At 67.0% G+C, this 24783-nt stretch carries 23 protein-coding genes; 15 read left to right on the top strand and 8 right to left on the bottom strand.

From position 1 onward, the window contains the following. Positions 1–23: 23 nt before the first annotated feature. The 3 genes from KNW02_RS11205 to KNW02_RS11195 form a co-directional block, all read right to left on the bottom strand. Positions 24–710: an NAD-dependent deacylase gene (locus tag KNW02_RS11205; protein WP_216033355.1), complete on the bottom strand. Its 687-nt coding sequence runs from the start codon at positions 708–710 to the stop codon at positions 24–26. Between the two features lie 5 nt (positions 711–715). Beyond that, a complete protein-coding gene (locus KNW02_RS11200) occupies positions 716–1018 on the bottom strand; it encodes a hypothetical protein (RefSeq protein ID WP_216033354.1) in 303 nt (100 codons plus the stop codon). Between the two features lie 190 nt (positions 1019–1208). After that, positions 1209–1394 carry a heavy-metal-associated domain-containing protein gene (locus KNW02_RS11195; RefSeq protein WP_216033353.1) on the bottom strand — a complete coding sequence of 62 codons (186 nt, stop codon included), beginning with the start codon at positions 1392–1394 and terminating at the stop codon, positions 1209–1211. A 77-nt stretch (positions 1395–1471) separates the two neighbouring features. Between KNW02_RS11195 and KNW02_RS11190 the strand changes: the two genes are divergently transcribed. The 5 genes from KNW02_RS11190 to KNW02_RS11170 all read left to right on the top strand — a co-directional run bounded on the left by KNW02_RS11190 (position 1472) and on the right by KNW02_RS11170 (position 8384). Next, a complete protein-coding gene (locus tag KNW02_RS11190) occupies positions 1472–2167 on the top strand; it encodes an HAD family hydrolase (RefSeq protein ID WP_216033352.1) in 696 nt (231 codons plus the stop codon). After that, positions 2164–3072 carry a DMT family transporter gene (locus tag KNW02_RS11185; protein ID WP_348524716.1) on the top strand — a complete coding sequence of 303 codons (909 nt, stop codon included), beginning with the start codon at positions 2164–2166 and terminating at the stop codon, positions 3070–3072. The genes KNW02_RS11190 and KNW02_RS11185 overlap by 4 nt, the downstream gene beginning before the upstream one ends. A gap of 136 nt (positions 3073–3208) precedes the next feature. Continuing rightward, the gene (mfd, locus tag KNW02_RS11180) at positions 3209–6655 is read left to right on the top strand and encodes a transcription-repair coupling factor (RefSeq protein WP_216033351.1); all 3447 of its coding nucleotides are present in this window, start codon (positions 3209–3211) and stop codon (positions 6653–6655) included. Continuing rightward, positions 6652–7779, top strand: a complete 1128-nt coding sequence (locus tag KNW02_RS11175; protein WP_216033350.1) for an aminodeoxychorismate synthase component I — start codon at positions 6652–6654, stop codon at positions 7777–7779. Before mfd ends, KNW02_RS11175 begins: the two co-directional genes overlap by 4 nt. Then, positions 7740–8384 carry an aminotransferase class IV gene (locus KNW02_RS11170; RefSeq protein ID WP_216033349.1) on the top strand — a complete coding sequence of 215 codons (645 nt, stop codon included), beginning with the start codon at positions 7740–7742 and terminating at the stop codon, positions 8382–8384. Before KNW02_RS11175 ends, KNW02_RS11170 begins: the two co-directional genes overlap by 40 nt. Before the next feature lie 123 nt (positions 8385–8507). Here KNW02_RS11170 and clpA read toward each other — a convergent pair whose 3' ends face one another. Both clpA and gloB read right to left on the bottom strand, forming a co-directional pair. Beyond that, a complete protein-coding gene (clpA, locus tag KNW02_RS11165; RefSeq protein ID WP_216033348.1) occupies positions 8508–10832 on the bottom strand; it encodes an ATP-dependent Clp protease ATP-binding subunit ClpA in 2325 nt (774 codons plus the stop codon). A 226-nt stretch (positions 10833–11058) separates the two neighbouring features. Then, positions 11059–11805: a hydroxyacylglutathione hydrolase gene (gloB, locus tag KNW02_RS11160; RefSeq protein ID WP_216033347.1), complete on the bottom strand. Its 747-nt coding sequence runs from the start codon at positions 11803–11805 to the stop codon at positions 11059–11061. Positions 11806–11863: 58 nt separating this feature from the next. On the opposite strand from gloB, the gene KNW02_RS11155 reads away from it, so the two are divergent. From KNW02_RS11155 to KNW02_RS11120, 8 genes are all read left to right on the top strand, one after another. Further along, positions 11864–12679 (top strand): class I SAM-dependent methyltransferase, encoded by an 816-nt coding sequence (locus tag KNW02_RS11155; protein ID WP_252733734.1) that lies wholly within the window; start codon positions 11864–11866, stop codon positions 12677–12679. Positions 12680–12991: 312 nt separating this feature from the next. After that, complete coding sequence (locus KNW02_RS11150) at positions 12992–13507, top strand: hypothetical protein (protein WP_216033346.1); 516 nt, start codon at positions 12992–12994, stop codon at positions 13505–13507. A 327-nt stretch (positions 13508–13834) separates the two neighbouring features. Continuing rightward, a complete protein-coding gene (locus KNW02_RS11145; protein WP_216033345.1) occupies positions 13835–14401 on the top strand; it encodes a F0F1 ATP synthase subunit delta in 567 nt (188 codons plus the stop codon). Next, positions 14401–15936 carry a F0F1 ATP synthase subunit alpha gene (gene atpA, locus KNW02_RS11140; protein WP_216033344.1) on the top strand — a complete coding sequence of 512 codons (1536 nt, stop codon included), beginning with the start codon at positions 14401–14403 and terminating at the stop codon, positions 15934–15936. The genes KNW02_RS11145 and atpA overlap by 1 nt, the downstream gene beginning before the upstream one ends. A 12-nt stretch (positions 15937–15948) precedes the next feature. After that, positions 15949–16824, top strand: a complete 876-nt coding sequence (locus KNW02_RS11135) for a F0F1 ATP synthase subunit gamma (RefSeq protein ID WP_216033343.1) — start codon at positions 15949–15951, stop codon at positions 16822–16824. A 21-nt stretch (positions 16825–16845) separates the two neighbouring features. Further along, positions 16846–18270 carry a F0F1 ATP synthase subunit beta gene (gene atpD, locus KNW02_RS11130; protein WP_216033342.1) on the top strand — a complete coding sequence of 475 codons (1425 nt, stop codon included), beginning with the start codon at positions 16846–16848 and terminating at the stop codon, positions 18268–18270. Between the two features lie 9 nt (positions 18271–18279). Beyond that, on the top strand, positions 18280–18729 hold the full coding sequence (locus KNW02_RS11125) for a F0F1 ATP synthase subunit epsilon (protein WP_216033341.1): 450 nt from the start codon (positions 18280–18282) through the stop codon (positions 18727–18729). Between the two features lie 107 nt (positions 18730–18836). Continuing rightward, on the top strand, positions 18837–19184 hold the full coding sequence (locus KNW02_RS11120; protein ID WP_216033340.1) for an H-type lectin domain-containing protein: 348 nt from the start codon (positions 18837–18839) through the stop codon (positions 19182–19184). 30 nt (positions 19185–19214) lie between these two features. On the opposite strand, the gene KNW02_RS11115 is transcribed toward KNW02_RS11120, so the two are convergent. Together KNW02_RS11115 and KNW02_RS11110 are read right to left on the bottom strand one after the other, a co-directional pair. Then, positions 19215–19991: an alpha/beta fold hydrolase gene (locus KNW02_RS11115; RefSeq protein WP_216033339.1), complete on the bottom strand. Its 777-nt coding sequence runs from the start codon at positions 19989–19991 to the stop codon at positions 19215–19217. After that, the gene (locus KNW02_RS11110; protein WP_216033338.1) at positions 19988–20587 is read right to left on the bottom strand and encodes a 2-hydroxychromene-2-carboxylate isomerase; all 600 of its coding nucleotides are present in this window, start codon (positions 20585–20587) and stop codon (positions 19988–19990) included. Before KNW02_RS11110 ends, KNW02_RS11115 begins: the two co-directional genes overlap by 4 nt. Positions 20588–20673: 86 nt before the next feature. Between KNW02_RS11110 and KNW02_RS11105 the strand changes: the two genes are divergently transcribed. Next, entirely contained in the window at positions 20674–21693 is a 1020-nt protein-coding gene (locus tag KNW02_RS11105; protein WP_216033337.1) for a ribose-phosphate pyrophosphokinase, read from the top strand. A gap of 147 nt (positions 21694–21840) precedes the next feature. Here KNW02_RS11105 and purD read toward each other — a convergent pair whose 3' ends face one another. Next, the gene (gene purD / locus KNW02_RS11100) at positions 21841–23097 is read right to left on the bottom strand and encodes a phosphoribosylamine--glycine ligase (protein WP_216033336.1); all 1257 of its coding nucleotides are present in this window, start codon (positions 23095–23097) and stop codon (positions 21841–21843) included. 77 nt (positions 23098–23174) lie between these two features. Between purD and xseA the strand changes: the two genes are divergently transcribed. After that, complete coding sequence (gene xseA, locus KNW02_RS11095; RefSeq protein WP_216033335.1) at positions 23175–24731, top strand: exodeoxyribonuclease VII large subunit; 1557 nt, start codon at positions 23175–23177, stop codon at positions 24729–24731. Positions 24732–24783 lie beyond the last annotated feature (52 nt).

Here is a 24783-nt window from a genome sequence, read left to right as displayed (position 1 = left end):
AGGAATGTGAAACGCGGCGGGGCTCAGCCGCTGTCGATCAGCGCCTCGACCCATTGCGGCACGGTTCCGGTCGCCGGGCCGAGGATCTGGCGGTCGAAATCGCGCGCATTGAGGCTGGCCTCGAGGTTCATCTCGATGCATTCGGCGCCGCGCCGGGCGGCATGCTGGACGAAGCCCGCCGCCGGATAGACATTGCCCGAGGTGCCGATGGCGGCGAACAGGTCGGCCTGGTCCAGCGCCGCCCAGATCCGCTCCATGTGATAGGGCATCTCACCGAACCAGACGATATCCGGGCGGCTTACTCTGGCGGCGCAGCGGGGGCAGGGGTCATTGACCGCCATGACCGCCGGGGCGGGCCAGCGATGCCCGCAGGCGGCGCAGAGCGCGCCGCCGATGCTGCCATGCATGTGGATCACCTCGGGGCTGCCGGCGCGGTCGTGCAGGTCATCGACATTCTGCTTCACCAGCGTCAGGTCGTGATGCCGGGCCAGTCGGGCCAGCGCCAGATGCGCGGCATTCGGCCGGGCCGCCGCCACCTTGCTGCGCCGCGCATTGTAGAAGCGGTGCACCAGTTCGGGATCGCGTGCGAACGCCTCGGGCGTCGCCACATCCTTGATCCGGTGTCTTTCCCACAGCCCGTCGCTGGCGCGAAAGGTCGCCAGCCCGCTTTCGGCCGAGATGCCGGCGCCGGTCAGGACGGTGATGCGCAACCGGCTCAGCGGCAATAGGCCTCGGCGGTCGAGGCAAAGCGCTTGTAACGCGACCAGAAGGCGTTGTCGGAATCGCTTTTCGACATCCGCACGACCTGCGCCTGATGCGGGTCCTTGAAGAAATCGGCGGCACGGCGCTGGTCGGACCGCGACAGCGTCTGGTTCGCCACCTGCTGGATGCAGCCGCAAAGCTGGGAATTGCCACGGGCACGGTCAGAGCGCACACAGGCACTGTCGATGGGGCCGGACATGGCCAGTGGCGCGGTCATCAAAACGGCAGCCGCCGCGATCACGATGCGGTTCAGCATGGACTGTCTCCTCGGTTTCCTTGTCCTATCCTCAGATCGGGGATGCCGGTTTACCCGGTCTCAATGCCCTTCATAGCCACAAGATATAGCAAAATCCTTAAGCGTACTCAATCACCGCGGCGCGAGCGCGCCGTGAGCGGGAGGGCAGTCACGGGGCCGCAATATCTTGTGGCCCGCGCGCGGCGGCCGGTCAGGACGCGGCGACCTCGTATCCGGCGGCGCGGATGGCGGCCAGGGCGGCCTCGCGGTCCAGCCCCTCGACGGTGACGGTTTTCGCCGCCAGATCGATGCTGGCCCGGCCGCCGGCCTTGCTCAGCGCGGCCTCGATGGCGGATTTGCAGTGGCCGCAGCTCATGTCGGGAACGGTGAAGGTCATGTCTGCCTCGGATTTGACAACCGCCCTGCATCATGGTCTCGCTTCGGGGGCGAGGCAATGCGCCGCAGGAGGGGTGGATGATCGAGGCGATCGGACTGGATGCCGATGACACGCTGTGGGAGAACGAGACCTTCTTCCGCGTGACCGAATCGGAATTCGTGACCCTTCTGGCCGATCATTGTGATCCCGAGGCGGTGAGCGGCCGGCTCTATGATGTCGAAAGCGCGAACCTGCGCCGCTACGGGTTCGGCATCAAGGGCTTCATGCTGTCGATGGTCGAGACGGCGATCGAATTGACCGACGGTCGCATCGACGGCCGCGCCATCGGCCGGATCCTGGAACTGGGGCAGGACATGCTTGCCCATCCGGTGCTGCTGCTCGACGGGGTCGAGCAGGCGCTGGACGCGCTGGCCAGCCGACGGCTGATCCTGATCACCAAGGGCGATCTGATCGACCAGGAACGCAAGATCGCGGCCTCGGATCTGGCCGAACGGTTCGAGGCGGTCGAGATTCTGGCCGACAAGACGCCCGAGGCCTATGCGCGGGTGCTGGGCCGCCACGGGATCGGCGCCGATGCCTTCGTGATGGCGGGCAATTCGATGAAAAGCGATATCCTGCCGGTGCTGGAACTGGGCGGGCACGGGGTCTTCCTGCCGCGCGAGGTGACCTGGGTGGCCGAGCGGGCCGAGGCGCCGGATCATCCGCGCCTGCATCACCTTGAGGCGATTGCGGATCTGCCGGACCTGGTCGCGCGGCTGGAGTCGGGGATGTGACCGACAACGCCCGTGCCGCCCTGCTGATGACGCTGGGCATGGCCAGCTTTGCCTGCGAGGATGCGCTGCTGAAATTCCTGTCGCAAAGCATCCCCACGGGTGAGTTGCTGCTGGTTCTGGGATTCGCCGGGATGATCCTGTTCGGCGCCTGGGTCGCGCGAAGCTCCGAGGGGCTGCGGCTGCGCGACCTGCTGCATCGCGGGGTCATGCTGCGCAATTTCTGCGAGGCGGTCTGTTCGGTCAGCTTCGTCACCGCGCTGGCGATCGGCGATCTCAGTACGGCCTCGGCGATCCTGCAGGCGCTGCCATTGCTGATGACGCTGGGGGCGGCGCTGTTTCTGGGCGAGCCGGTGGGCTGGCGGCGCTGGCTGTCGATCATGCTGGGCTTTGCCGGCGTGCTGATGATCGTGCGCCCCGGCACCGATGCCTTCCAGCCCGGCTCGATCCTCGCGCTGATCGCGGTGCTGGCGCTGGCGGTGCGCGATCTGGTCACGCGGCGGCTTCCGGCCTCGATCGGCTCGGGCACGCTGACCGCCTCGGCCTTCGGCGCGATCGGGATCGCGGGGCTGGTCCTGCTGATCCTCGACGCGCAGAGGCTGGTGGCGCCGCGCCCGGTCGAAGGGGTGATGATGGCCGCGTCGCTGTGCTTCGGGCTGGCCGGCTATATCACCATGGTGATCGCGACCCGCATCGGCGAGATTGGGGCGATCGCGCCCTTCCGCTATTCCCGGCTGGTCTTCGCGATCATCCTCGGGGTGGTGATCTTTGCCGAACGGCCCGATCTCTGGACGCTGGCCGGTGCCGGGCTCATCGCGTCGGCCGGCGGCTATGCGATGTGGCGCGAGGCACGGCTGCGCCGGCGTCGGAAATCGGATCCCGCGGGCAGCCTGATCCGGCCGGGATAGGCGGTCGTGTCCGACCGGCCTGGCGGTGCCGGGCAGGGGGGCCGCCGTCGCTCCGGACCGGACGGCCCGTCATTCCCGCGCCGGTTCCCGCGGGCTGGCGCTTGACACCGCCGTTCCGCGCTTTACCTGAACGCCCATGTCCGATCGGCTGATCCTTTCCGGCGCCCCCGAGGGCTATGACGCAGCACTGATCGCGCGCGAGGCCGCGCGTGGCCAGCCGGTGATCCATATCGCCCGCGACGACCGGCGCATGGCGGCGATGCGCGCGGCCCTGGCCTTTCTGGCGCCCGATCTGCCGGTGCTGGACTTTCCGGCCTGGGATACCACGCCCTATGACCGTGTCTCACCCGCGCCGGAGGTGCAGGCGGCGCGCATGGCCACGCTGGCCGGGCTGGCGCAGGGCGCGATTCGGGGGCCGTTCGTCCTGCTGACGACGCTGAACGCGGCCTTGCAGCGCGTGCCTCCGCGCGATCTGGTCGCGGGCGCCAGTTTCACCGCGTCGGTCGGCCAGCGCATCGATGAGGCCGGCCTGCGCGGTTTCCTGATCCGCATGGGCTTCGTGCAGTCGCCAACCGTGACCGAGCCGGGCGACTATGCCATCCGCGGCGGCATCATCGACATCTTTCCGCCCGGCGAATCCGGCCCGGTGCGGCTGGATCTGTTCGGCGACGTGCTGGACGGCGCGCGCCGTTTCGATCCGGTCAGCCAGCGCACTACCGAAACGCTGAACCGGGTCGAGATCGCGCCCATGTCCGAGGTGATCCTGGATGAGCCCGCGATCACCCGGTTCCGCCAGAACTACCGCGCCGAATATGGCGGCGGCAGCAACGACCCGCTGTATGAGGGCGTCAGCGCCGGCCGCAAGATGGCGGGGATGGAGCACTGGCTGCCCTGGTTCCATGAACGGATGGACAGCCTGTTCGGCTATCTTCCCGGCGCCTCGGTGGTCCTTGACGATCATGTCGGACAGGTGATCGACGCCCGGCGCGAGATGATCCGCGAACAGTTCGAGGCCCGCCGCGCCGCGCTGGCGGCCAAGGGGCGCAGCGATACGGTCTACAAGCCCGTGCCGCCCGAGGCGATGTTTCCGGGCGATGCGGAATGGCAGGGCTGGCTGGCATCGCATCGGGTGCTGCGCCTGTCGGTCCTGCCGCAACCTCCGGGGCCGGGGGTGCTGGATGCGGGCGGCCGCGCCGGGCGCAATTTCGCGCCCGAGCGGCAGGCGGAATCCGTAAACCTTTTCAAAGAACTGGCCGATCATGTGAAGGCGTTGCGAAAGGACCGCCGGGTGATCCTTGCCAGCTTTTCCGAAGGCGCGCGCGAGCGCCTTTCGGGGCTGCTGGCCGATGAGGGGCTGACCGGCACGACAAACATCGGGCATCTGCGCGACCTGGCCGACGGGGCCGGCGCGGTCGGCCTTGCGGTCTGGCCGCTGGAACAGGGCTTTGTCGCCGACGGTCAGGCGCTTGGCCGGCTGGCGGTGATCTCGGAACAGGACGTTCTGGGCGACCGGCTGATCCGTGGCGCGAAGAAGCGCCGCCGGGCCGAGGATTTCCTGAAGGACACGACCAGCCTGACGCCGGGCGATCTGGTCGTGCATGTCGAACACGGCATCGGCCGCTATACCGGGCTTGAGACGATCAAGGCCGCCGGTGTGCCGCATGATTGCGTGGCGCTGGAATATGCCGGCGGCGACCGGCTGTTCCTGCCGGTCGAGAATATCGAACTGCTGAGCCGCTATGGCCATGAAGAGGGCCTTCTGGACCGCCTGGGCGGCGGCGCCTGGCAGGCCCGCAAGGCGCGGCTGAAGGAACGCATCCGGCTGATCGCCGACAAGCTGATGCGGGTCGCCGCCGAACGCCTGCTGCGCCCCGCCCCGGTGCTGGAGCCCGAGGATCACGACTGGCAGGCCTTTTCCGCCCGCTTCCCCTACAGCGAGACCGACGACCAGCAGGCCGCCATCGACGACGTGCTGGAAGATCTGGCCGCGGGCCGGCCGATGGACCGTCTGGTGGTCGGCGATGTCGGCTTCGGCAAGACCGAGGTGGCGATGCGCGCCGCCTTCGTCGCCGCCTCGCAGGGGATGCAGGTCGCCGTGGTCGCGCCGACGACCCTGCTGGCCCGCCAGCATTTCAGGACCTTCGCCGAGCGGTTTCGCGGCACCGCGATCACCGTCCGGCCGCTGTCACGCTTTGTGCCGGCCAAGGATGCCGCGAAGACCCGCGAGGGACTGGCCGAGGGCAGCGTCGATATCGTCATCGGCACCCATGCGGTGCTGGCGAGGCAGGTGCGCTTCAAGCGGCTGGGCCTGCTGGTGATCGACGAAGAGCAGCATTTCGGCGTCGCCCACAAGGAGCGGCTGAAAGAGATGCGCAGCGATATCCACGTCCTGACCCTGACCGCCACGCCGATCCCGCGCACGCTGCAACTGTCGCTGACCGGGGTGCGCGATCTGTCGATCATCGGCACCCCGCCGGTCGATCGTCTGGCGATCCGCACCTATGTCAGCGAATTCGACAGCGTGACCATCCGCGAGGCGCTGCTGCGCGAGAAATACCGGGGCGGGCAAAGCTTCTTCGTCGTGCCGCGCCTCAGCGACCTGCCCGACGTGGAACACTGGCTGAGCGAGAATGTCCCCGAGGTCAGCTATATCGTCGCCCATGGCCAGCTTGCGGCCGGCGATCTGGACGGCCGCATGAACGCCTTCTACGACGGCAGCCATGACGTGCTTCTGGCGACCTCGATCGTGGAAAGCGGCCTCGACATCCCGACCGCCAACACCATGGTGGTCTGGCGGGCGGACATGTTCGGGCTGGCGCAGCTTTACCAGATCCGGGGTCGGGTCGGGCGCTCGAAGGCCCGGGCCTATTGCTATCTGACCACCAGGCCGCGCGCGCCGCTGACGCCGCAGGCGATCCGGCGGCTGAAATTCCTCGGCTCGATCGACGGGCTGGGGGCAGGCTTCAACCTCGCCTCGCAGGATCTGGACCTGCGCGGGGCCGGCAATCTTCTGGGCGAGGAACAGTCCGGCCATATCAAGGAAGTCGGCTTCGAACTGTATCAGGCGATGCTTGAGGAAACCATCGCCAAGCTGAAATCGGGCGAGATCGAGGGCACGCCCGAGGACGAATGGGCGCCGCAGCTGAACCTTGGCGTGCCGGTGACGATTCCGGAAAGCTATATCCCCGATCTGGATGTGCGGCTGGGCCTCTATCGCCGTCTGGCCGGGCTGACCACCAAGGTCGAACTGGAGGGCTTCGCGGCCGAACTGATCGACCGCTTCGGCAAGCTGCCGCGCGAGGTGAACACGCTGATGCTGGTCATCCGCATCAAGGCCATGGCCAAGCGTGCCAATATCGCCCGGCTGGACGCCGGCCCCAAGGGGGCGACGGTGCAGTTCCACAATGACAAGTTCCCGAACCCGGCCGGCCTGGTCGAGTTCCTGACCGACCAACGCGGGCTGGCCAAGGTCGAGGGCAACAAGATCGTGCTGCGCCGCGACTGGGGCGCGGATGCCGATCGTATCAAGGGCGCCTTCGCCATCGCCCGCGATCTGGCCGCAAAGGCCAGGGCCGCGACGTGACCGCGCAGGTCCGCTTTGACCGGGGACCGGTGCCGGGCGGCACCCTGTTCGCCGATCCGCAGGCGCTGATCCGGGCCGATGATCCGGCCGGGGTTCCCGCGGCATTGGCGGCGATGGAGGCGGCGCAGACACGGGGGCACTGGCTGGCGGGATACCTGTCCTATGAACTGGGCCATGCGCTGACCCCGAAGCTGGCGCCGCTGATGCTGCCGGCCCGTGATGTGCCGTTGATCCTGATGGGGGTGTTCGATCGGCCGCGTCCCGCGCCGGCGCTGCCCGCACCTGACGGCGTCCATATTGACGCGCCGCGCCCGCTGTGGTCGCGCGACCGCTACGACCGCGCGATCAGGGCGGTGCATGACTATATCGAGGCGGGCGATACCTATCAGATCAACCTGACCTTCCCGATGGAGGCCAGCGTGGCGGGCGATCCGCTGGCGATCTATGCCGCATTGGCCGCGCGCCAGCCGGTGGGCGAGGGGGCCTTTGTCGATCTGGGCGGCCCGGCGGTGCTGTCGCGCAGCCCCGAGCTGTTCTTCGCGGTCGACGAGGCCCGCCGGATCGAGACCCGGCCGATGAAGGGCACGGCCCCGCGCGGCACGACCCCGGCCCATGACGCCGCGCTGGCCGCAGCCCTTGCCGCCTCGGAAAAGGACCGGGCCGAGAACCTGATGATCGTGGATCTGTTGCGCAACGATATCAGCCGGGTCTGCCTGCCGGGCAGCGTGCGGGTGCCGAGGCTGTTCGAGATCGAACCCTACGTTACGGTTCATCAGATGACCTCGACCGTCACGGGCCAGCTGGCCGATAGTGCCAGCCTGTCCAAGATTCTCTGCGCGCTGTTCCCCTGCGGCTCGATCACCGGGGCACCGAAGATCCGCGCGATGGAGATCATCGCCGAACTGGAGGACACGCCACGCGGCGTCTATTGCGGGGCCATCGGCTGGATCGATCCTGCCGGGCCGATGCGATTCTCGGTCGCGATCCGCTCGCCGCTCATGATGCGGCCCGGCCTGTTGCGCCTGAATGTCGGCGGCGGCATCGTTCATGACAGCCGCGCGGGTCCGGAATGGGAGGAAGCATTGTGCAAATCGGCCTTCATGAACCTGTCCCCGAAGGCCTGACCGTCATCGAGACGATGCGGGTGGAAGCCGACGGCACGATCCGGCTGTGGCCGCTGCATCTGGATCGCCTGCGGCGCGACTGCGCGGCGGTGGGTTTTCCGCTGGATGAGATGCGGCTTGCGGCGGGGCTGGCCGAACTGCCGCGCGGACAGGTGTTGCGGTCGCGGCTGACGGTCGATGCCGGCGGGCGGATCGTCGTGAGTCACGCGCCGCTGCCGCCGAACCCGCAGCAATGGCATGTGGTGATCTCCGCACGATGCCTGGACAGTGCCGATCCGTGGCTGCGGATCAAGACCTCGCACCGACCGGCGTATGAGGCCGCTCGGGCTGCGTTGCCCAAGGGATGCGATGAGGCGATTCTTCTGAACGAGCGCGGCGAGATCTGCGAGGGCACGATCACCAACCTGTTTCTGCGCCGCCGCGGGCGGTTGCTGACGCCCGCGCTGGATTGCGGCCTGCTGCCGGGCGTGCTTCGCGCGGATTTGCTGGCCTCGGGCGAGGCCGAGGAGGCGGTGCTGAAGCCGGCTGATCTGGCCGAGGGAGCGCTGTTCTGCGGGAACGCGCTGCGCGGGTTGATCCCCGCACGCCTGACCGGAACCGTCTGAGCCGTTGTCCGTCCGCGGTGCCTTGCGCGCCGAAACAGAAAAGGGGGCCCCGACAGAAGAAACCCCGCATCGCGCCGCGATGCGGGGTTTCTGAGGCGGGATCGACCCGAGGTGGTGGCCGGATCAGTCGGCGGTCAGAAGCGGCGTGTTCGACTTGCCGATCCGCGGCGCGTCCGGGCCGGTGATGTCGAAGACGGGCTTGTCGTCCTCGATCTTCACCCGGACCACGCCACCCTTGGTCAGCCGGCCGAACAGCAGTTCCTCGGCCAGCGGTTTCTTGATGTTCTCCTGGATCACCCGGGCCAGCGGGCGCGCGCCCATCCGGTCGTCGTAACCCTTCTCGGCCAGCCAGTCGGCGGCTTCCGGGGTCAGTTCGATATGGACATTGCGGTCCATCAGCTGGGCTTCCAGTTGCAGCACGAATTTCTCGACCACATGGACGACGGTCTCGCGCGCCAGCGGCGCGAAGCTGATCACGGCATCCAGGCGGTTGCGGAACTCGGGCGTGAAGGTGCGCTCGATCGCCTCGGTATCCTCGCCCTCGCGGCGGTCGCGGCCGAAGCCGATGGCGGCCTTGGCCAGATCCGAGGCGCCGGCATTCGAGGTCATGATCAGGATCACATTGCGGAAATCGACCTGCCGGCCGTTATGGTCGGTCAGCTTGCCGTGATCCATCACCTGCAACAGGATGTTGTAGACATCGGGATGCGCCTTCTCGATCTCGTCCAGCAGCAGCACGCAATGCGGATGCTGGTCGACGCCATCGGTCAAAAGCCCGCCCTGGTCGAAACCGACGTAACCCGGGGGCGCGCCGATCAGGCGGCTGACGGCGTGTTTCTCCATGTATTCGGACATGTCGAAGCGAAGCAGTTCGACCCCCAGCGTGCTGGCCAGTTGCTTGGCAACTTCGGTCTTGCCGACACCGGTCGGTCCGGCAAAGAGATAGTTGCCGATCGGCTTTTCCGGTTCGCGCAGGCCGGCGCGGGCCAGCTTGATGGCCGAGGCCAGGGCCTCGATGGCGCTGTCCTGACCGAAGACCACGCGCTTCAGCGCACTGTCCAGATCGCGCAGGATCTCGGCATCGTCCTTGCTGACATTCTTCGGCGGGATGCGAGCGATCTTGGCCACGACCGCCTCGATCTCCTTGGGGCTGATGGTCTTGCGCCGCTTGCTTTCGCTGAGCAGATGCTGCGCGGCACCGGCCTCGTCGATCACGTCGATGGCGCTGTCGGGCAGCTTGCGGTCATTGATATAGCGACTGGCCAGTTCGACCGCCGCCTTGATCGCGTCATTGGTATAGCGCAGCTCGTGATGTTTCTCGAAATGCGGCTTCAATCCCATCAGGATCTTCACCGAATCCGCGACCGAAGGCTCGTTCACGTCGATCTTCTGGAACCGCCGCGACAGCGCGCGGTCCTTTTCGAAATGCTGGCGATATTCCTTGTAGGTGGTCGAGCCCATGCAGCGCATCTTGCCGCCCGCAAGCGCCGGTTTCAGCAGGTTCGAGGCATCCATCGCCCCGCCCGAGGTCGCGCCGGCGCCGATCACCGTGTGGATCTCGTCGATGAACAGGATCGCGTCGTCGTGGTTTTCCAGTTCCTTGACGACGGCTTTCAGGCGTTCCTCGAAATCGCCGCGATAGCGGGTGCCGGCCAGAAGCGCGCCCATGTCCAGGGAAAAGATCGTGGCGCCGGACAGCACCTCGGGGGTCTCGCCCTCGACGATCTTCTTGGCCAGCCCCTCGGCGATGGCGGTCTTGCCGACGCCCGGGTCGCCGACCAGCAGCGGGTTGTTCTTGCGCCGGCGGCACAGCACCTGAATGCAGCGCTCGACCTCGTCCTCGCGGCCGATCAGCGGATCGACATCGCCCTTTTTCGACTTGGCGTTCAGATCGACGCAGTATTTCGACAGCGCGGTTTCTTCCTTGGCCTCCTGCGCCGGTTCGGCCGGCTTGGTCTCGGCCGGCTCGTCCGAGCCGACGACCTTGCGGTTCTCGCTGAAGCTGGGATTCTTGGCCACGCCATGGGCGATGAAATTGACCGCGTCATAGCGGGTCATGTCCATTTCCTGCAGGAAGAACGCCGCGTTCGATTCGCGTTCCGCGAAGATCGCGACCAGCACGTTGGCGCCGGTGACCTCCTGCCGGCCCGAGCTTTGCACGTGAATCGCCGCGCGCTGGATCACCCGCTGGAAGGCGGCGGTCGGCACCGCCTCGGACCCTTCGACATCGGTGACCAGGGTGGACAGGTCATCCTCGATGAAGTCGATCAGAAGCTTGCGCAATTCGTCCAGATTGACGTTGCAGGCGCGCATGACCCTGACCGCATCCGGCTCCTCGGTCAGCGCCAGCAGCAGATGTTCCAGCGTCGCCAGTTCGTGTCGGTGTTCATTTGCCAGCGCAAGCGCCTGATGAATTGCCTGTTCCAGGGAGGTCGAGAAGCTTGGCACGGGTCGTCTCCTGTCAGTCGGCTGGCGGTATGGGCATATCTTGCGGCCCACCTGCCCAGACTGTCACGATACAGTTAAGATTTGGTGGATTTCGCCCGGCATCAAGTGCTTTTTAATAAAACCGGCACGTTTTTCCCATGAATGAGGCAGATGTGATGATCGCTGGGGCGCATTTCAACCCGGGGCAGGAAAAGCGCCAGGCGCGCTTGCCTGTGGCCCAAAAGCCTCAGAAACGGTCCTTCATCTCGCGCAACCGGGCGAAGACGTCGGCATCGGACGCGTCCCCCAAGCCCAGCCCGGCGCGCAGTGCGGCCACGCGCAGGAAGGGGTTGGTGGCCTGTTCCTCGGCCAGTGTCGCCGGCGCGCATGGCTGCCGGGTTTCGGCCACGGCGGCCAGCCGGTCGCGCAGGGCGGCATTCCCGGGGTCGACCGACAGGGCAAAGGCGCCATTGCCGGCGCAATAGTCATGCCCTGAACAGATCAGCGTGCTGCCGGGCAGGGCGTTCAGCCGCTGCAGGCTGGCCCACATCATCGTCGCGCTGCCCTCGAACAGGCGCCCGCAGCCCAGGGCCATCAGGCTGTCGGCGGTGAAGGCATACCCCGATCGCGGCAGGTGATAGGCGAGATGCCCGATGGTATGGCCCGACACGTCGATCACCTCGACCGGCTCGCCCAGAATCTGCAGCGCCTCGCCCGGCGCGACCGAGATATCGAGGGGCGGAAGCCGGTGCGCGTCGGCCGCCGCGCCGATGACCTTGGCGCCGGTGGCGGCGACGATCTCGGGCACGGCCTGGATGTGGTCGGGATGGTGATGGGTCAGCAGAATCGCATCCAGCCCCCAGCCGCGCGCGGCCAGTTCGCCCAGGACCGGCGCGGCTTCGGGTGCGTCGATCAGCACGGTTCCGGCCTTGCCATGCAGCAGATAGGCATAGTTGTCCTGCAGGCAGCGCAGGGTGACCAGTTCCAGCGGCATTGGCAATTCCCCTTCTCTGTGATGTGGTCGAACCTGACAAAAGCCGGCCCGGGGCGCAATGCATCACGACATCGAAGATCTGCGGCGGTTCTACTATCAGCGGGCGCTTGGCCGCGTGGTGCAGCGCATCCTGCGCGACCGGCTGGTGGAACGCTGGCCGCCCGCGTCCTGCACCGGCATGAATGTCGCGGGATTCGGTTTTGCCGCGCCGATGCTGCGGCCCTATCTGCCCAAGGCCCGCCGGGTCATCGCGCTGATGCCGGGGCCGCAGGGGGCGATGGCCTGGCCTGCGGGGGCGCCCAATCACAGCGTCCTGTGCGATGAAACCGCCTGGCCGATCGAGACCGGCAGCATCGACAGGCTGATCATGCTGCACGGGCTGGAAACCAGCGACCATCCGGGCGCGCTTCTGGCCGAGGCCTGGCGGGCATTGGGGCCGGGCGGGCGGGTGATCCTGATGGTGCCGAACCGGGCCGGATTGTGGGCGGCATCGGATGGCACGCCTTTCGGCTTCGGCCGCAGCTATACCGCCGGGCAGATCGAGACGCCGGCCCGCGCGGCGGGCTTCGTTCCCGAATGGTTCGGCTCGGCGGTCTATATCCCGCCGTCGAACCGCCGCTTCTGGCTGCGCAGCGCGCAGATGTGGGAAAGGACCGGCGCGCGGATCAGCCGGGTGCTGATCGCCGGCGTGATCATCGTCGAGCTGTCGAAGCAGAGCCGCGCCCAGGTCGGCCCGGGGCTGAAGGTGCATGTGCCAAGCCCGCTGGACATTCTGGAGGGGGTGGGGTTGCCGAGGCCGGGCCGGGCGCCGGCCGCAAATCGCGACGCTTTCGGCGGCCGGACCCGCGCCGCCGAAGCGGCACACCGGCGCTGAGTCGCAAAACCTGTCCATAAGGTGAGGTGTCGCGTCGGCGGAAAACTGCCTATACTGACCGAGTAGTTAGTTTTTAGACGGTGTGATGTCATGTGTGCTGTTTGCGTATCTCCCGCGTTGGACGACTGGCCCATCTTCATTCTCTGTGCAGCAGGAATTCAGCGTCGAGAAGGCCAGTTGACCGAGACCTTGCGGTCGCGTCGGATCCCGTTTCGTGTGCTTGAGACGGTTCGTGGCGCCTCGCCTATCGGTGGCAGGGCGCAACTTCATCGCCGGGTTTGGAAAATTGTTTGTGATGAAGATTTGCCTGGGGTGATCATTATCGAGGACGGGGCCCGGCTGATGCCGGGCTTCGTTGGTTTTATGGCCTCCGGCGGCCATCTCCATTCCGATCTGACGCAGCTCTGTTACCGCAAGGCGCGGGTCTGGCTGTGGGGCGGCAGCGAGGCCGCGCCCGGGGTGCGGCTGCGCCCGCTGGCGGCAAGTACCGGGCTTGCCTCGGGCTATGCGCTGTCCTGGCGCGGCGCCGGGCACCTGCTGGAGGCTGCGGCAAGGGCCGATCGCCAGCCCCCGGCCGAAGGCAACCGGGCGCTTGCCGCGGACTGGCCCTGCGATGTGACCAGGCTGGGCGCGCTGGTCTCCCGTCCGCAACTGGTCGAGCCGCCCGAATGGCTGGCCGACGCGGCGCCGGCGGCAAAGCCGCAGCCGCAGACCGACGAGGCGGATTGGCGCGGACTGGTCGCCGCGACGGTGCCGGTTTCGGCAACGGATCGCCTGCGCGGTTTCGCGCGCAACAGTTTCAGCCGCGAGTTGTCGCCCGGATTCTGATCCGGAGACTGACCGAATCCCTGTCAGGGCCGCCGGGTTTCCGTCACGGAACCTGCGGCCCTTGCGCTGCAGGGTGCGACAGCCTGTCGCAGCGGGCGATGATGCCCCCGGCATCGTTGCCCGACCTGCTTCGGGATGCCCGCTGTCCTAAGGTCGCACCGCCTCTCATTTCCGTGTGTTTGGCGGTTGCCGGGCGCGAAATCACCTGCTAGAGACGCCGCAGATTTCAGGGCGGCCCTCCAAAAGCCGTGCCACCGCGACCCGCACCCCGTGACAGACTGGGCCTCAGGCCCGGCCCGCCGACGGGGATTGCGCCAACCGTAAAGGATGACCGTGGCCAACTCCGTTTCCATGTCCCAGAGCATCGCCGGGCGTTATGCGCAGGCCGTCTTCGACATCGTGAAGGAAGAAGGAGGGCTGGACGCTCTGGCCCGACAGATCGACGATCTGGGCGCGGCGCTGGCGGACAGTGCCGATCTGCGCGAGGTGATCGCCTCGCCCGTCTTCTCCCGCGACCAGCAGGGCAAGGTGATCGGGGCGCTGGCCTCGAAGATGGGCCTGTCGGCCACGCTGACCAACACGCTGAAGCTGATGGCGCAGAACCGCCGCCTCTTCGTGCTGCCGCAACTGGTGAACCGGCTGCAGGCACTGATCGCGGATGATCGGGGCGAGGTCACCGCGGATGTGACCAGCGCGGTTGCGCTGACCGACGACCAGCAGGCGCGGCTGCGCGACACACTGGCGAAGAAATCCGGCAAGACCGTGAAACTGAATACCCGCGTCGATGAGGGCCTCATCGGCGGCATGATTGTCAAGCTGGGCTCGCAGATGGTCGATTCGTCGGTCCGCTCGAAGCTCGCCTCCCTCCAGAACGCTATGAAAGAGGTCGGATAATGGGAATCCAGGCAGCCGAGATTTCGGCGATCCTCAAGGATCAGATCAAGAATTTCGGCCAGGACGCCGAGGTGGCCGAGGTCGGCCAGGTGCTGTCCGTCGGTGACGGCATCGCCCGCATCTACGGTCTGGACAAGGTTCAGGCCGGCGAGATGGTGGAGTTCCCGGGCGGCATCCGCGGCATGGTGCTGAACCTCGAAACCGACAACGTCGGCGTCGTGATCTTCGGCGACGACCGTGACATCAAGGAAGGCGATACCGTCAAGCGCACCGGCGCCATCGTGGACGTGCCGGTCGGCAAGGCGCTGCTGGGCCGCGTCGTCGACGCGCTTGGCAACCCGATCGACGGCAAGGGCCCGATCGAGACCGATACCCGCGCCATCGCCGATGTGAAGGCGCCGGGCATCATGCCGCGCAAGTCGGTGCACGAGCCGATGGCGACCGGCCTGAAGGCCGTCGACGCGATGATCCCGATCGGCCGCGGCCAGCGCGAGCTGATCATCGGCGACCGCCAGACCGGCAAGACCGCCCTGGCGCTGGACACGATCCTGAACCAGAAGAGCTATAACGGCCGCGAAGCCGATGGCATGAAGACGCTGCACTGCATCTATGTCGCCGTGGGTCAGAAGCGTTCGACCGTCGCCCAGCTGGTGCAGAAGCTCGAGGAAACCGGCGCGATGGCCTATACGACCATCGTCGCCGCCACCGCCTCGGATCCCGCGCCGATGCAGTTCCTGGCGCCCTATTCGGCGACCGCCATCGGGGAATATTTCCGCGACAACGGCATGGACGCGCTGATCATCTATGACGATCTCAGCAAGCAGGCCGTGGCCTACCGCCAGATGTCGCTGCTGCTGCGCCGTCCGCCCGGGCGCGAAGCCTATCCGGGCGACGTGTTCTACCTGCATAGCCGCCTGCTCGAGCGTTCGGCCAAGCTGAACGAGAAGAACGGCGCCGGTTCGCTGACCGCGCTGCCGATCATCGAGACCCAGGCGGGCGACGTGTCGGCCTATATCCCGACCAACGTGATCTCGATCACCGACGGCCAGATCTTCCTCGAGACGGAACTGTTCTTCCAGGGCATCCGCCCGGCCGTGAACACCGGTCTGTCGGTCAGCCGCGTGGGTTCGTCGGCACAGACCAAGGCGATGAAATCGGTCGCCGGCCCGGTCAAGCTGGAACTGGCGCAGTATCGCGAAATGGCGGCCTTCGCGCAGTTCGGTTCGGACCTCGATGCCGCGACCCAGCGTCTGCTGAACCGTGGCGCGCGCCTGACCGAGCTGATGAAGCAGCCGCAGTATCGCCCGCTGACCAACGCCGAGATCGTGATCGTCATCTATGCCGGCACCAAGGGCTATGTCGACAACGTGCCGGTGCGCGAGGTCGTGGCCTGGGAAGAGGGGCTGATCCAGTTCCTGCGCAACCAGAAATCGGCACTGCTGGACGACATCACGACCAATGACCGCAAGGTTGCCGGCGAGCTGGAAGACGCGATCAGGGCGGCGCTGGACGAATACAACAAGACCCGCGCCTGAGAGGGGGAATAGATGCCCAGTCTCAAGGATCTCAAGAACCGGATCGAAAGCGTCAAAAACACGCGGAAGATCACCAAGGCCATGCAGATGGTCGCCGCGGCGAAACTGCGCCGCGCACAGGACGCGGCCGAGGCGTCGCGTCCCTATGCCGACCGCATGGCAACGGTGATCGCGGGCCTCAGCGCGGCCGTGGCCGGATCAGAAAGCGCGCCGCGGTTGCTGATCGGCACCGGGGCCGACCAGAAGCATCTGCTGGTGGTGATGACCTCGGAACGCGGCCTGGCCGGCGGTTTCAACAGCTCGATCGTCAAGCTGGCCCGCCAGCGGGCCGATCTGCTGCGCGCGCAGGGCAAGGATGTCACCATCCTGACCGTCGGCAAGAAGGGCCGCGAGCAGTTGAAGCGTGAATATGGCAATCTCTTTGTCAGTCACGTCGATCTGTCCGAGGTCAAGCGCGTGGGCTATGACAATGCCCGCGCCATCGCCGACGACATTCTGGAGCGGTTCGAGGCCGGCGGTTTCGACGTTGCCACGATCTTCTACAACCGGTTCGAATCGGTCATCAGCCAGATCCCGACCGCCCGCCAGATCATCCCGGCCGAAGCGGCCGCGGGCGAGGCGGACGCCGCCCTGGCGCTGTATGATTACGAACCCAGCGAAGAAACCATCCTGGCCGATCTGCTGCCGCGTTCGGTCGCGACGCAGATCTTCGCGGCGCTTCTGGAAAATGCTGCCTCCGAACAGGGGGCGCGGATGACGGCCATGGACAACGCCACGCGCAATGCCGGCGACATGATCGACAGGCTGACGACGGTTTACAACCGCTCGCGTCAGGCGGCGATCACCAAGGAACTCATCGAAATCATTTCGGGCGCAGAGGCGCTCTGACCGTAACGCAGAGGTGACAACATGGCAGAGGCCAAGGGTAAAATCACACAGGTGATCGGCGCCGTCGTAGACGTGCAGTTCGACGACCACCTGCCGGCGATCCTGAACGCGCTGGAAACCGAGAACAACGGCAAGAAGCTGGTTCTGGAAGTCGCCCAGCATCTGGGCGAGAACACCGTCCGCACCATCGCCATGGACTCGACCGAAGGTCTGGTCCGCGGCGAGCCGGTGCGCGACATGGGCGGCCCGATCTCGGTGCCGGTGGGCGACGTGACGCTGGGCCGGATCATCAACGTCGTCGGCGATCCCGTGGACGAGGGCGCCCCGATCGAGACCACCGAGCGGCGCGCCATCCACCAGCCCGCCCCCGACTTCGCCCAGCAGGCGACCAGCTCGGAAATCCTGGTGACCGGCATCAAGGTCATCGACCTACTGGCCCCCTATTCCAAGGGCGGCAAGATCGGCCTGTTCGGCGGCGCCGGCGTGGGCAAGACGGTTCTGATCATGGAACTGATCAACAACATCGCCAAGGTGCACTCGGGCTACTCGGTCTTCGCCGGCGTGGGTGAACGCACCCGTGAAGGCAACGACCTCTATCACGAGATGGTCGAATCGGGCGTCATCAAGCCCGACAACCTGACGGAATCGCAGGTGGCACTGGTTTACGGCCAGATGAACGAGCCTCCGGGGGCGCGGATGCGCGTCGCCCTGACCGGCCTGACCGTGGCCGAGCAGTTCCGCGACGCCACCGGGACCGACGTTCTGTTCTTCGTCGACAACATCTTCCGCTTTACCCAGGCGGGTTCCGAGGTGTCGGCGCTTCTGGGCCGTATTCCTTCGGCCGTGGGCTACCAGCCGACGCTGGCCACCGACATGGGCGCGATGCAGGAACGCATCACCTCGACCAAGAACGGCTCGATCACCTCGATCCAGGCCGTCTACGTTCCGGCCGACGACCTGACCGACCCGGCGCCGGCCACGACCTTCGCCCACCTCGACGCCACGACCGTTCTGTCGCGCGCGATCTCGGAACTGGGCATCTACCCGGCCGTGGACCCGCTGGACTCGAACTCGCGGATCCTCGACCCGGCCGTCGTGGGTGAGGAACACTACAACACCGCCCGCGAAGTTCAGGGTATCCTGCAGAAATACAAGTCGCTGCAGGACATCATCGCCATTCTCGGCATGGACGAACTGTCGGAAGAGGACAAGCTGACCGTGGCCCGCGCCCGGAAAATCCAGCGCTTCCTGTCCCAGCCCTTCGACGTGGCCAAGGTGTTCACCGGTTCGGACGGCGTTCAGGTGCCGCTGGAAAAGACCATCGCCTCCTTCAAGGCCGTGGTTGCCGGCGAATATGACCACCTGCCCGAAGCCGCCTTCTACATGGTCGGCGACATCGACGAGGTGAAGGCGAAAGCCGAGCGTCTCGCGGCCGAAGCCGCGTAAGGGGGCGAGATGGCCGATACCATGCAGTTCGACCTCGTGTCGCCGGAACGGAGCCTTGTCTCCGTCCCGGTGCGCGAGGTGCGCCTGCCGGGCACCGAGGGCGATCTGACCGCCATGCCCGGCCATGCCGCAACCATCGTCACCCTGCGCCCGGGCATTGTCACGGTGCTGGCAGAGGATGGGCAGCAGACCGAATTCGCGGTGTCCGGCGGCTTCGCCGAAATCAACGGTGAAGCGGTCAGCCTGCTGGCCGAGCGCGGTCATCCGCGCGCCGAAGTCACGCAGGAGGTCTTCAACGAGATGATGGCCGAAGTCCATCGCAAGAAGAAGGCCGCCGAACAGAAGCGCGAAAGCGTCGGCGAAGAGGTCGTGACCGCGGCGGTCAAGCTTCTGGCCGATATGGAGGCGCTTGGCACCCATATCGGGCTGGACCCCAATCACAGCAATTTCGTCGATTGATCGCGAGCCCAGGCCCGGTCAGCCCGACCGAAAAGGAAACGCCCCGGCTTCGCCGGGGCTTTTTCTTGCGTCTCAAGACGTTGTAGGCTCGGCTGCGGGAGGAAAGGATGCAGCGTTTCAGTTCCAGCGGGGTCGGGGTCACACGCGGAAGCGTCGTGCTGTTTTCCGCCTTCGAGGATAACGGCCCGATGTGGTCGGGCGAAGGCGCGCGCGTGGCCCGTCAGCCGGTGCAGTTCACGACACCCTTCCTGACCCCGCCGGTGGTGCATGTCTCGGTCGGGATGTGGGATATCGAAGGCAGCAGCAACCAGCGCGCCGACATCTCGGTCGACAGGGTGACCGAGGCGGGGTTCGAGATCGTCTTCCGTACCTGGGGCGATACCCGCGTGGCCCGTATCCGGGCCGAATGGCTGGCCATCGGCGCGGTCCGGCACGAGGACGATTTCGACCTGTAGGGCGCGGATCGGCGCCGGACCCTTGCCACCTCAGGCCCGGTCCAGATTGACCGCGATCAGCCCCGCAACCTCGTCGGGATGGGTGATCGGCAGCATATGCCCCGCCTCGGGCACATTGGCGCGGCCGACATCCGGCAGCCGTGCCGCCAGCGCATCGGCCACCGCATGGATCACCTGAGGGGAGTTCGCGCCCGAGATCAGCAGAACCGGTGCCTCGATTGCCTCCAGCCCGCCCGGACGCAGGATCCCGGCCCGATCCCCCGACAGCGTGGGTGCGGTTCCCGCCACCAGCCCGATCCGCGCGCGCATCTGGTCCTGCATGCGCGGGGGCAGGTCGTCATAGCCCTGCGCGCCCCAGGCGGACATGAAGGCGCGTGTGGCCTCTTCCTCGTGCCCCGAGGCCATCAGGTCGGTCAACTGGGAATCGCGCGCGGCCTGAAGCGGGTCCGGGGCGGCGGCGAACAGGACCGGCTCGATCAGGGTCAGGCTGCGGATCGCCTCGGGCGCCGCCACCGCGATGCGCAGCGCCACGGTCGCGCCCATGCTGTGGCCGATCAGGTCTATCGGGCGCTGGATGAAGCCGGCGGCGAGGCGGGTGACAGCCGTGTGGTAGTCGGGATCCTCGGGGCCCGGCGCCCAGGCATCGCTGCGGCCATGGCCGGGCATGTCGAAGCCGCGCAGATCGATCCGGCCCGCCAGCCGTTCGGCGATGGCGCCCCAATAGCTGCCGCTGGCCAGCATGCAATGCAGCGCAAGGGCAGGGCGGTCGGGATTGCCCGGCCAGTGGCGCCGGTATATTCCGCTCACAACGAGGCCAGATGCCGGTCGAGGAAGTCCAGCCGGTCCTGCCCCCAGAAGCGCTGGCCGCTGTCGCGCACGACATAGAAGGGCGAGCCGAAAGCCCCGACCTCGACCGCCTGTTCGAGGTTGCGGCCATAGGTTTCGGCGCCCACGAACAGCCCGCTATCGGCCAGCCCGGCATCGAAGCCATGCGCCGCCAGGATCTCGCGGATCACCGCATCGTCGCTGATATCGCGCTCCTCGGCCCAGCAGGCGCGCAGGAACCCCTGCACCAGTCCGGCCAGATCACCGCCGCCCGCCTGCTGCGCCGCGATCACGGCATAGGAGGAAGGCGCCATGTTCACCGGCCAATGCGCGGGCTTCAGGTTGAGCGGCAGGCCCAGATGGTCCGCCCAGCGGGGCAGTTCCTGCGCGCGATATTCCATCCGGCTGGGATGGCGACTGGCCGGGCGGACGCCGCCGGTGCGATCGAAAAGCTGCAGCAGATCCAGCGGCTTGTAGGTGATGCTGGCGCCGTGCTTTTGCGCGATCTCCTCCAGCCGCGATCCGGCCAGATAGCTCCAGGGGCTGATCGTCCCGAAATAGTAGTCGATACTGGCCATAAAGACGGTCCTTCTTGGTTTGCCCGCAGGCTAGCCCGGTGCTAAGGCGTGTGCAATCTGACGCAACCGCCAAAGGTCCCTCCTCAATGCCCGTCATGACCGAGCCCAAGCTCATCGCCGGTAATGCCAACAAACCTCTTGCCGCCGGCATCGCCCGCCGCATGTCCATGCATCGCGGCATGAATGTCAGCCTCTGCAATGCGCGGGTCGAACGGTTCAACGATCAGGAAATCTTCGTCGAGGTGTTCGAGAATGTCCGCGGCGAGGACATGTATATCATCCAGTCGACCTCGAACCCGGCGAATGACAACCTGATGGAGCTGCTGATCATGACCGACGCCCTGCGCCGGTCCAGTGCGGCGCGGATCACGGCGGTGATTCCCTATTTCGGCTATGCCCGTCAGGATCGCCGCGCCAAGGCCCGCACGCCGATCAGCGCCAAGCTGGTCGCCAACCTGCTGACCGAGGCGGGCGTCGACCGCGTGCTGACCATGGATCTGCATGCGGCGCAGATCCAGGGGTTCTTCGATATTCCGGTGGACAACCTCTATGCCGCGCCGATCTTCGCGCTGGATGTGCAGCATCACTTCAAGGGCCGGATGGACGATCTGATGGTGGTCTCGCCCGATGTGGGCGGCGTCGCCCGCGCCCGCGAACTGGCCCAGAGGATCGGCGCGCCGCTGTCCATCGTCGACAAGCGCCGCGAAAAGGCGGGCGAGGTGGCCGAGATGACCGTGATCGGCGACGTGAAGGGCAAGGCCTGCATCATCGTGGACGATATGTGCGATACTGCGGGCACGCTGTGCAAGGCCGCGCAGGTCCTGACCGATGAGGGTGCGACCGAGGTTCACGCCTATATCACCCATGGCGTCATGTCCGGCCCGGCGGTGGAACGGGTCAGCAAATCGGTGATGAAATCGCTGGTCATCACCGATTCCATCCAGCCGACCGAGGCGGTGAAATCCGCCCCCAATATCCGCATCGTCCCGACCGCCCCGATGTTCACCCAGGCGATCCTGAACATCTGGAACGGCACCTCGGTCAGTTCGCTGTTCGAGACGGATACGCTGCTGCCGATCTATGAAGGGCTGTATTCGACCGACTGAGACCGGGTGCGGATGGCTGCCGCCGCATGCCTCGGGCCGGGGGGGTATTCCGGCAACGAAGAAGCCTTGGTGCGGCCGGAATTTATCCTCGGTGATCAAGCCGGTGCACAGGCTGTGCACATGCGGTGCACAGCCTGTGCCGCGCGATCACAACGCCCGCCAGCCGATATCGCGGCGGCAGAAACCCTCGGGCCAGTCGATCTGATCGACCAGGGCATAGGCGCGCTGATGCGCCTCGGCCAGCGTGGTGCCGCGCGCGGTGCAGGCCAGGACCCGGCCTCCTGCCGCGGTCACCTGGCCGTCCTTCTCGGCGGTGCCGGCATGGAACACCATCTGGAAACTGCCTTCTGGAATGCCACCCAGCCCCTTGATGACAGAGCCTTTTTCATAGGCGCCGGGATAGCCTTTCGCGGCCATGACCACGGTCAATGCGTGATCGCCGGCCCAGTTGACCCGGGTGTCGGACAGGCGCCCTTCGGCGCAGGCAAGAAGCAGATCCAGCACCTGCGCGCCAAGCCGCAGCATCAGCACCTGACATTCCGGATCGCCGAAGCGGACATTGTATTCGACCAGCCGCGCACGACCGCCCTCGATCATCAGACCGGCATAGAGGACGCCCTGAAATGGCGTGCCCCGCCTGGCCATTTCCGCGACCGTGGGCCGGATGATCTGCGCCATCACCTGGTCCTGCAGCGCCTCGGTCAGCACCGGGGCGGGGCTATAGGCGCCCATCCCGCCGGTATTCGGCCCGGTATCGCCCTCGCCCACGCGCTTGTGGTCCTGCGCGGTGCCGATGGGCAGGCAGTCCGTGCCGTCACACAGCACGAAGAAGCTGGCTTCCTCGCCCGCCATGAACTCCTCGATCACCACCGAGGTGTCGCCGAACTCGCCCCGGAAGATCAGGTTGATAGCCTCCTCGGCATCGGCGAGGGTCTCGGCCACGGTGACGCCCTTGCCGGCTGCCAGCCCGTCGGCCTTGACGACGATCGGCGCGCCCTGTGCGGCGATGTAATCCCGCGCCGCGACGGCATCCGCGAAACGCGCCCAGGCGGCGGTCGGCGCGCCGCAGGCATCGCAGATCTCCTTGGTGAAGGCCTTCGATGCCTCCAGTTGCGCGGCCGCCTGACTGGGGCCGAAGACCAGAAACCCGGCCTCGCGCAGGGCATCCGACACCCCGGCGGCCAGTGGCGCCTCGGGTCCGACGACCACAAAGTCGATGGCATGTTCTTCCGCAAAGGCAAGGACTTCGCTGCGAGAGTTGATGTCAAGGCTGGCGCAGCGCGCGATCTCGGCGATGCCGGCATTGCCGGGAGCGACGATCAGCCGGTCGCATTTCGGGTTCTGCCGGATCGCCCAGGCCAGAGCATGTTCACGCCCGCCACCGCCGAGGATCAGGATGTTCATCTGCCGCCCTTTCACTTGCCGCTCTTTTACTCGAGGATGCGGCGTTCTAGTCTGGCGCGCGAAGGGGAACAAGCCGCATGGATCTGCTGGAAGACGCGCCGGGCAGCAATGCCCATGAATTCACCGTCTCCGAGCTTTCGGGCGCGGTCAAACGCAGCATCGAGGACCAGTTCGGCCGCGTCCGCGTGCGCGGCGAGGTCGGGCGCGTGTCGCGCCCCGGCTCAGGCCATCTCTATTTCGACCTCAAGGACGACCGGGCCGTCCTGGCCGCCGTGACCTGGAAGGGACAGGCCGCGCGTCTGGCGCAACGCCCCGAGGAGGGGCTCGAGGTGATCGCCACCGGCCGCATGACCACCTTTCCCGGCCAGTCGAAATACCAGCTGATCGTCGATCAGATCGAACCTGGCGGGGCCGGCGCCCTGATGGCGATGCTCGAGGCGCGGCGCAAGGCGCTGGCCGCCGAAGGGCTGTTCGATCAGGACCGCAAGCGCCCGCTGCCCTTCCTTCCGCGCGTAATCGGCGTCGTCACCTCGCCCTCGGGGGCGGTGATCCGCGACATCCTGCACCGGCTGCGCGACCGCTTTCCCGCCCGGGTGCTGATCTGGCCGGTCGTCGTGCAGGGCGAGGCCTGCGCGCCGCAGGTGACGGCCGCGATCCGCGGCTTCAACGAGTTGCCCGACGGCGGCCCGATCCCGCGCCCCGACCTGATCATCGTCGCGCGCGGCGGCGGCAGTCTCGAGGATCTCTGGGGCTTCAACGAAGAGGCGGTGGTCCGCGCCGCCGCCGACAGCCACATTCCGCTGATCTCGGCGGTCGGGCACGAGACCGACACGACGCTGATCGATTTCGCCGCTGATCGCCGCGCGCCCACGCCAACCGCCGCGGCCGAGATCGCGGTGCCGGTGCGCGCCGATCTGGCCGCGCGGCTGGCCGAGGCGGGCGCAAGGATCAGCCGCGCCAGCGCACAGCGAATCGACCGCCCGCGCCAGCGGCTGCGCGATTTGGGCCGCGCGCTCGGCCGACCGGCGGCGCTGACCGAAGGCGCCCGGCAGCGGCTGGATCTCTGGGGCGCGCGGCTGGAACCTGCCTTGCGCGGGCTGGTCCGCAGCCGCCGCCAGCACCTTGCCTCGCGCCCGATTCCCGCCGCCACGCTGCGCCAGTTCACCTCCGCCAAGCGCCACGGGCTCGAACGCGCGGCGCTGCGTCTCGGGGCCGCACGCGACCGGCGCCTGGACCGCCGCCGCGACCGGCTGGCTGGATTGCAGGAACGGCTCGACGCCTCGCTCTCCCGCGTCGCGGGCGAGGCCCGCCGGACGGTCGTCGCCGAGGGCGACAGGCTGGCGCAACTGAGCCGCCGTCTCGACGCCGCCACCCGTCGCAGCCTCGCGATCCGCGACGAGGCGCTCACCCGGCTGGATCGCACCCGCCAGACGTTGGGCTACAGGGAAACGCTGAAACGCGGCTTTGCCGTCGTGCATGGGGCCGGCGGGCTGATCACCTCGGCCACGGCCGCGACCGCGACCGCGCGCTTCGAGATCGAATTCGCCGATGGCCGCATGACCGCGCGCCCGGACGGCCCGTCGGGCAAGGCGGCCGGCAGACCGCAGGCGCCACGGCAGAAATCGCTCTTCTGATTCTTCTTCACGAAAATATCCTCGGGGGTCCGGGGGCAGACAGCCCCCGGCG

The sequence above is a fragment of the Paracoccus marinaquae genome (genome assembly GCF_018860165.1).
GTDB classification, from domain to species: domain Bacteria; phylum Pseudomonadota; class Alphaproteobacteria; order Rhodobacterales; family Rhodobacteraceae; genus Paracoccus; species Paracoccus marinaquae.
The sequence above is the reverse complement of the archived record's forward strand: the minus strand, read 5'-3'. Positions and strand labels throughout refer to the sequence as shown.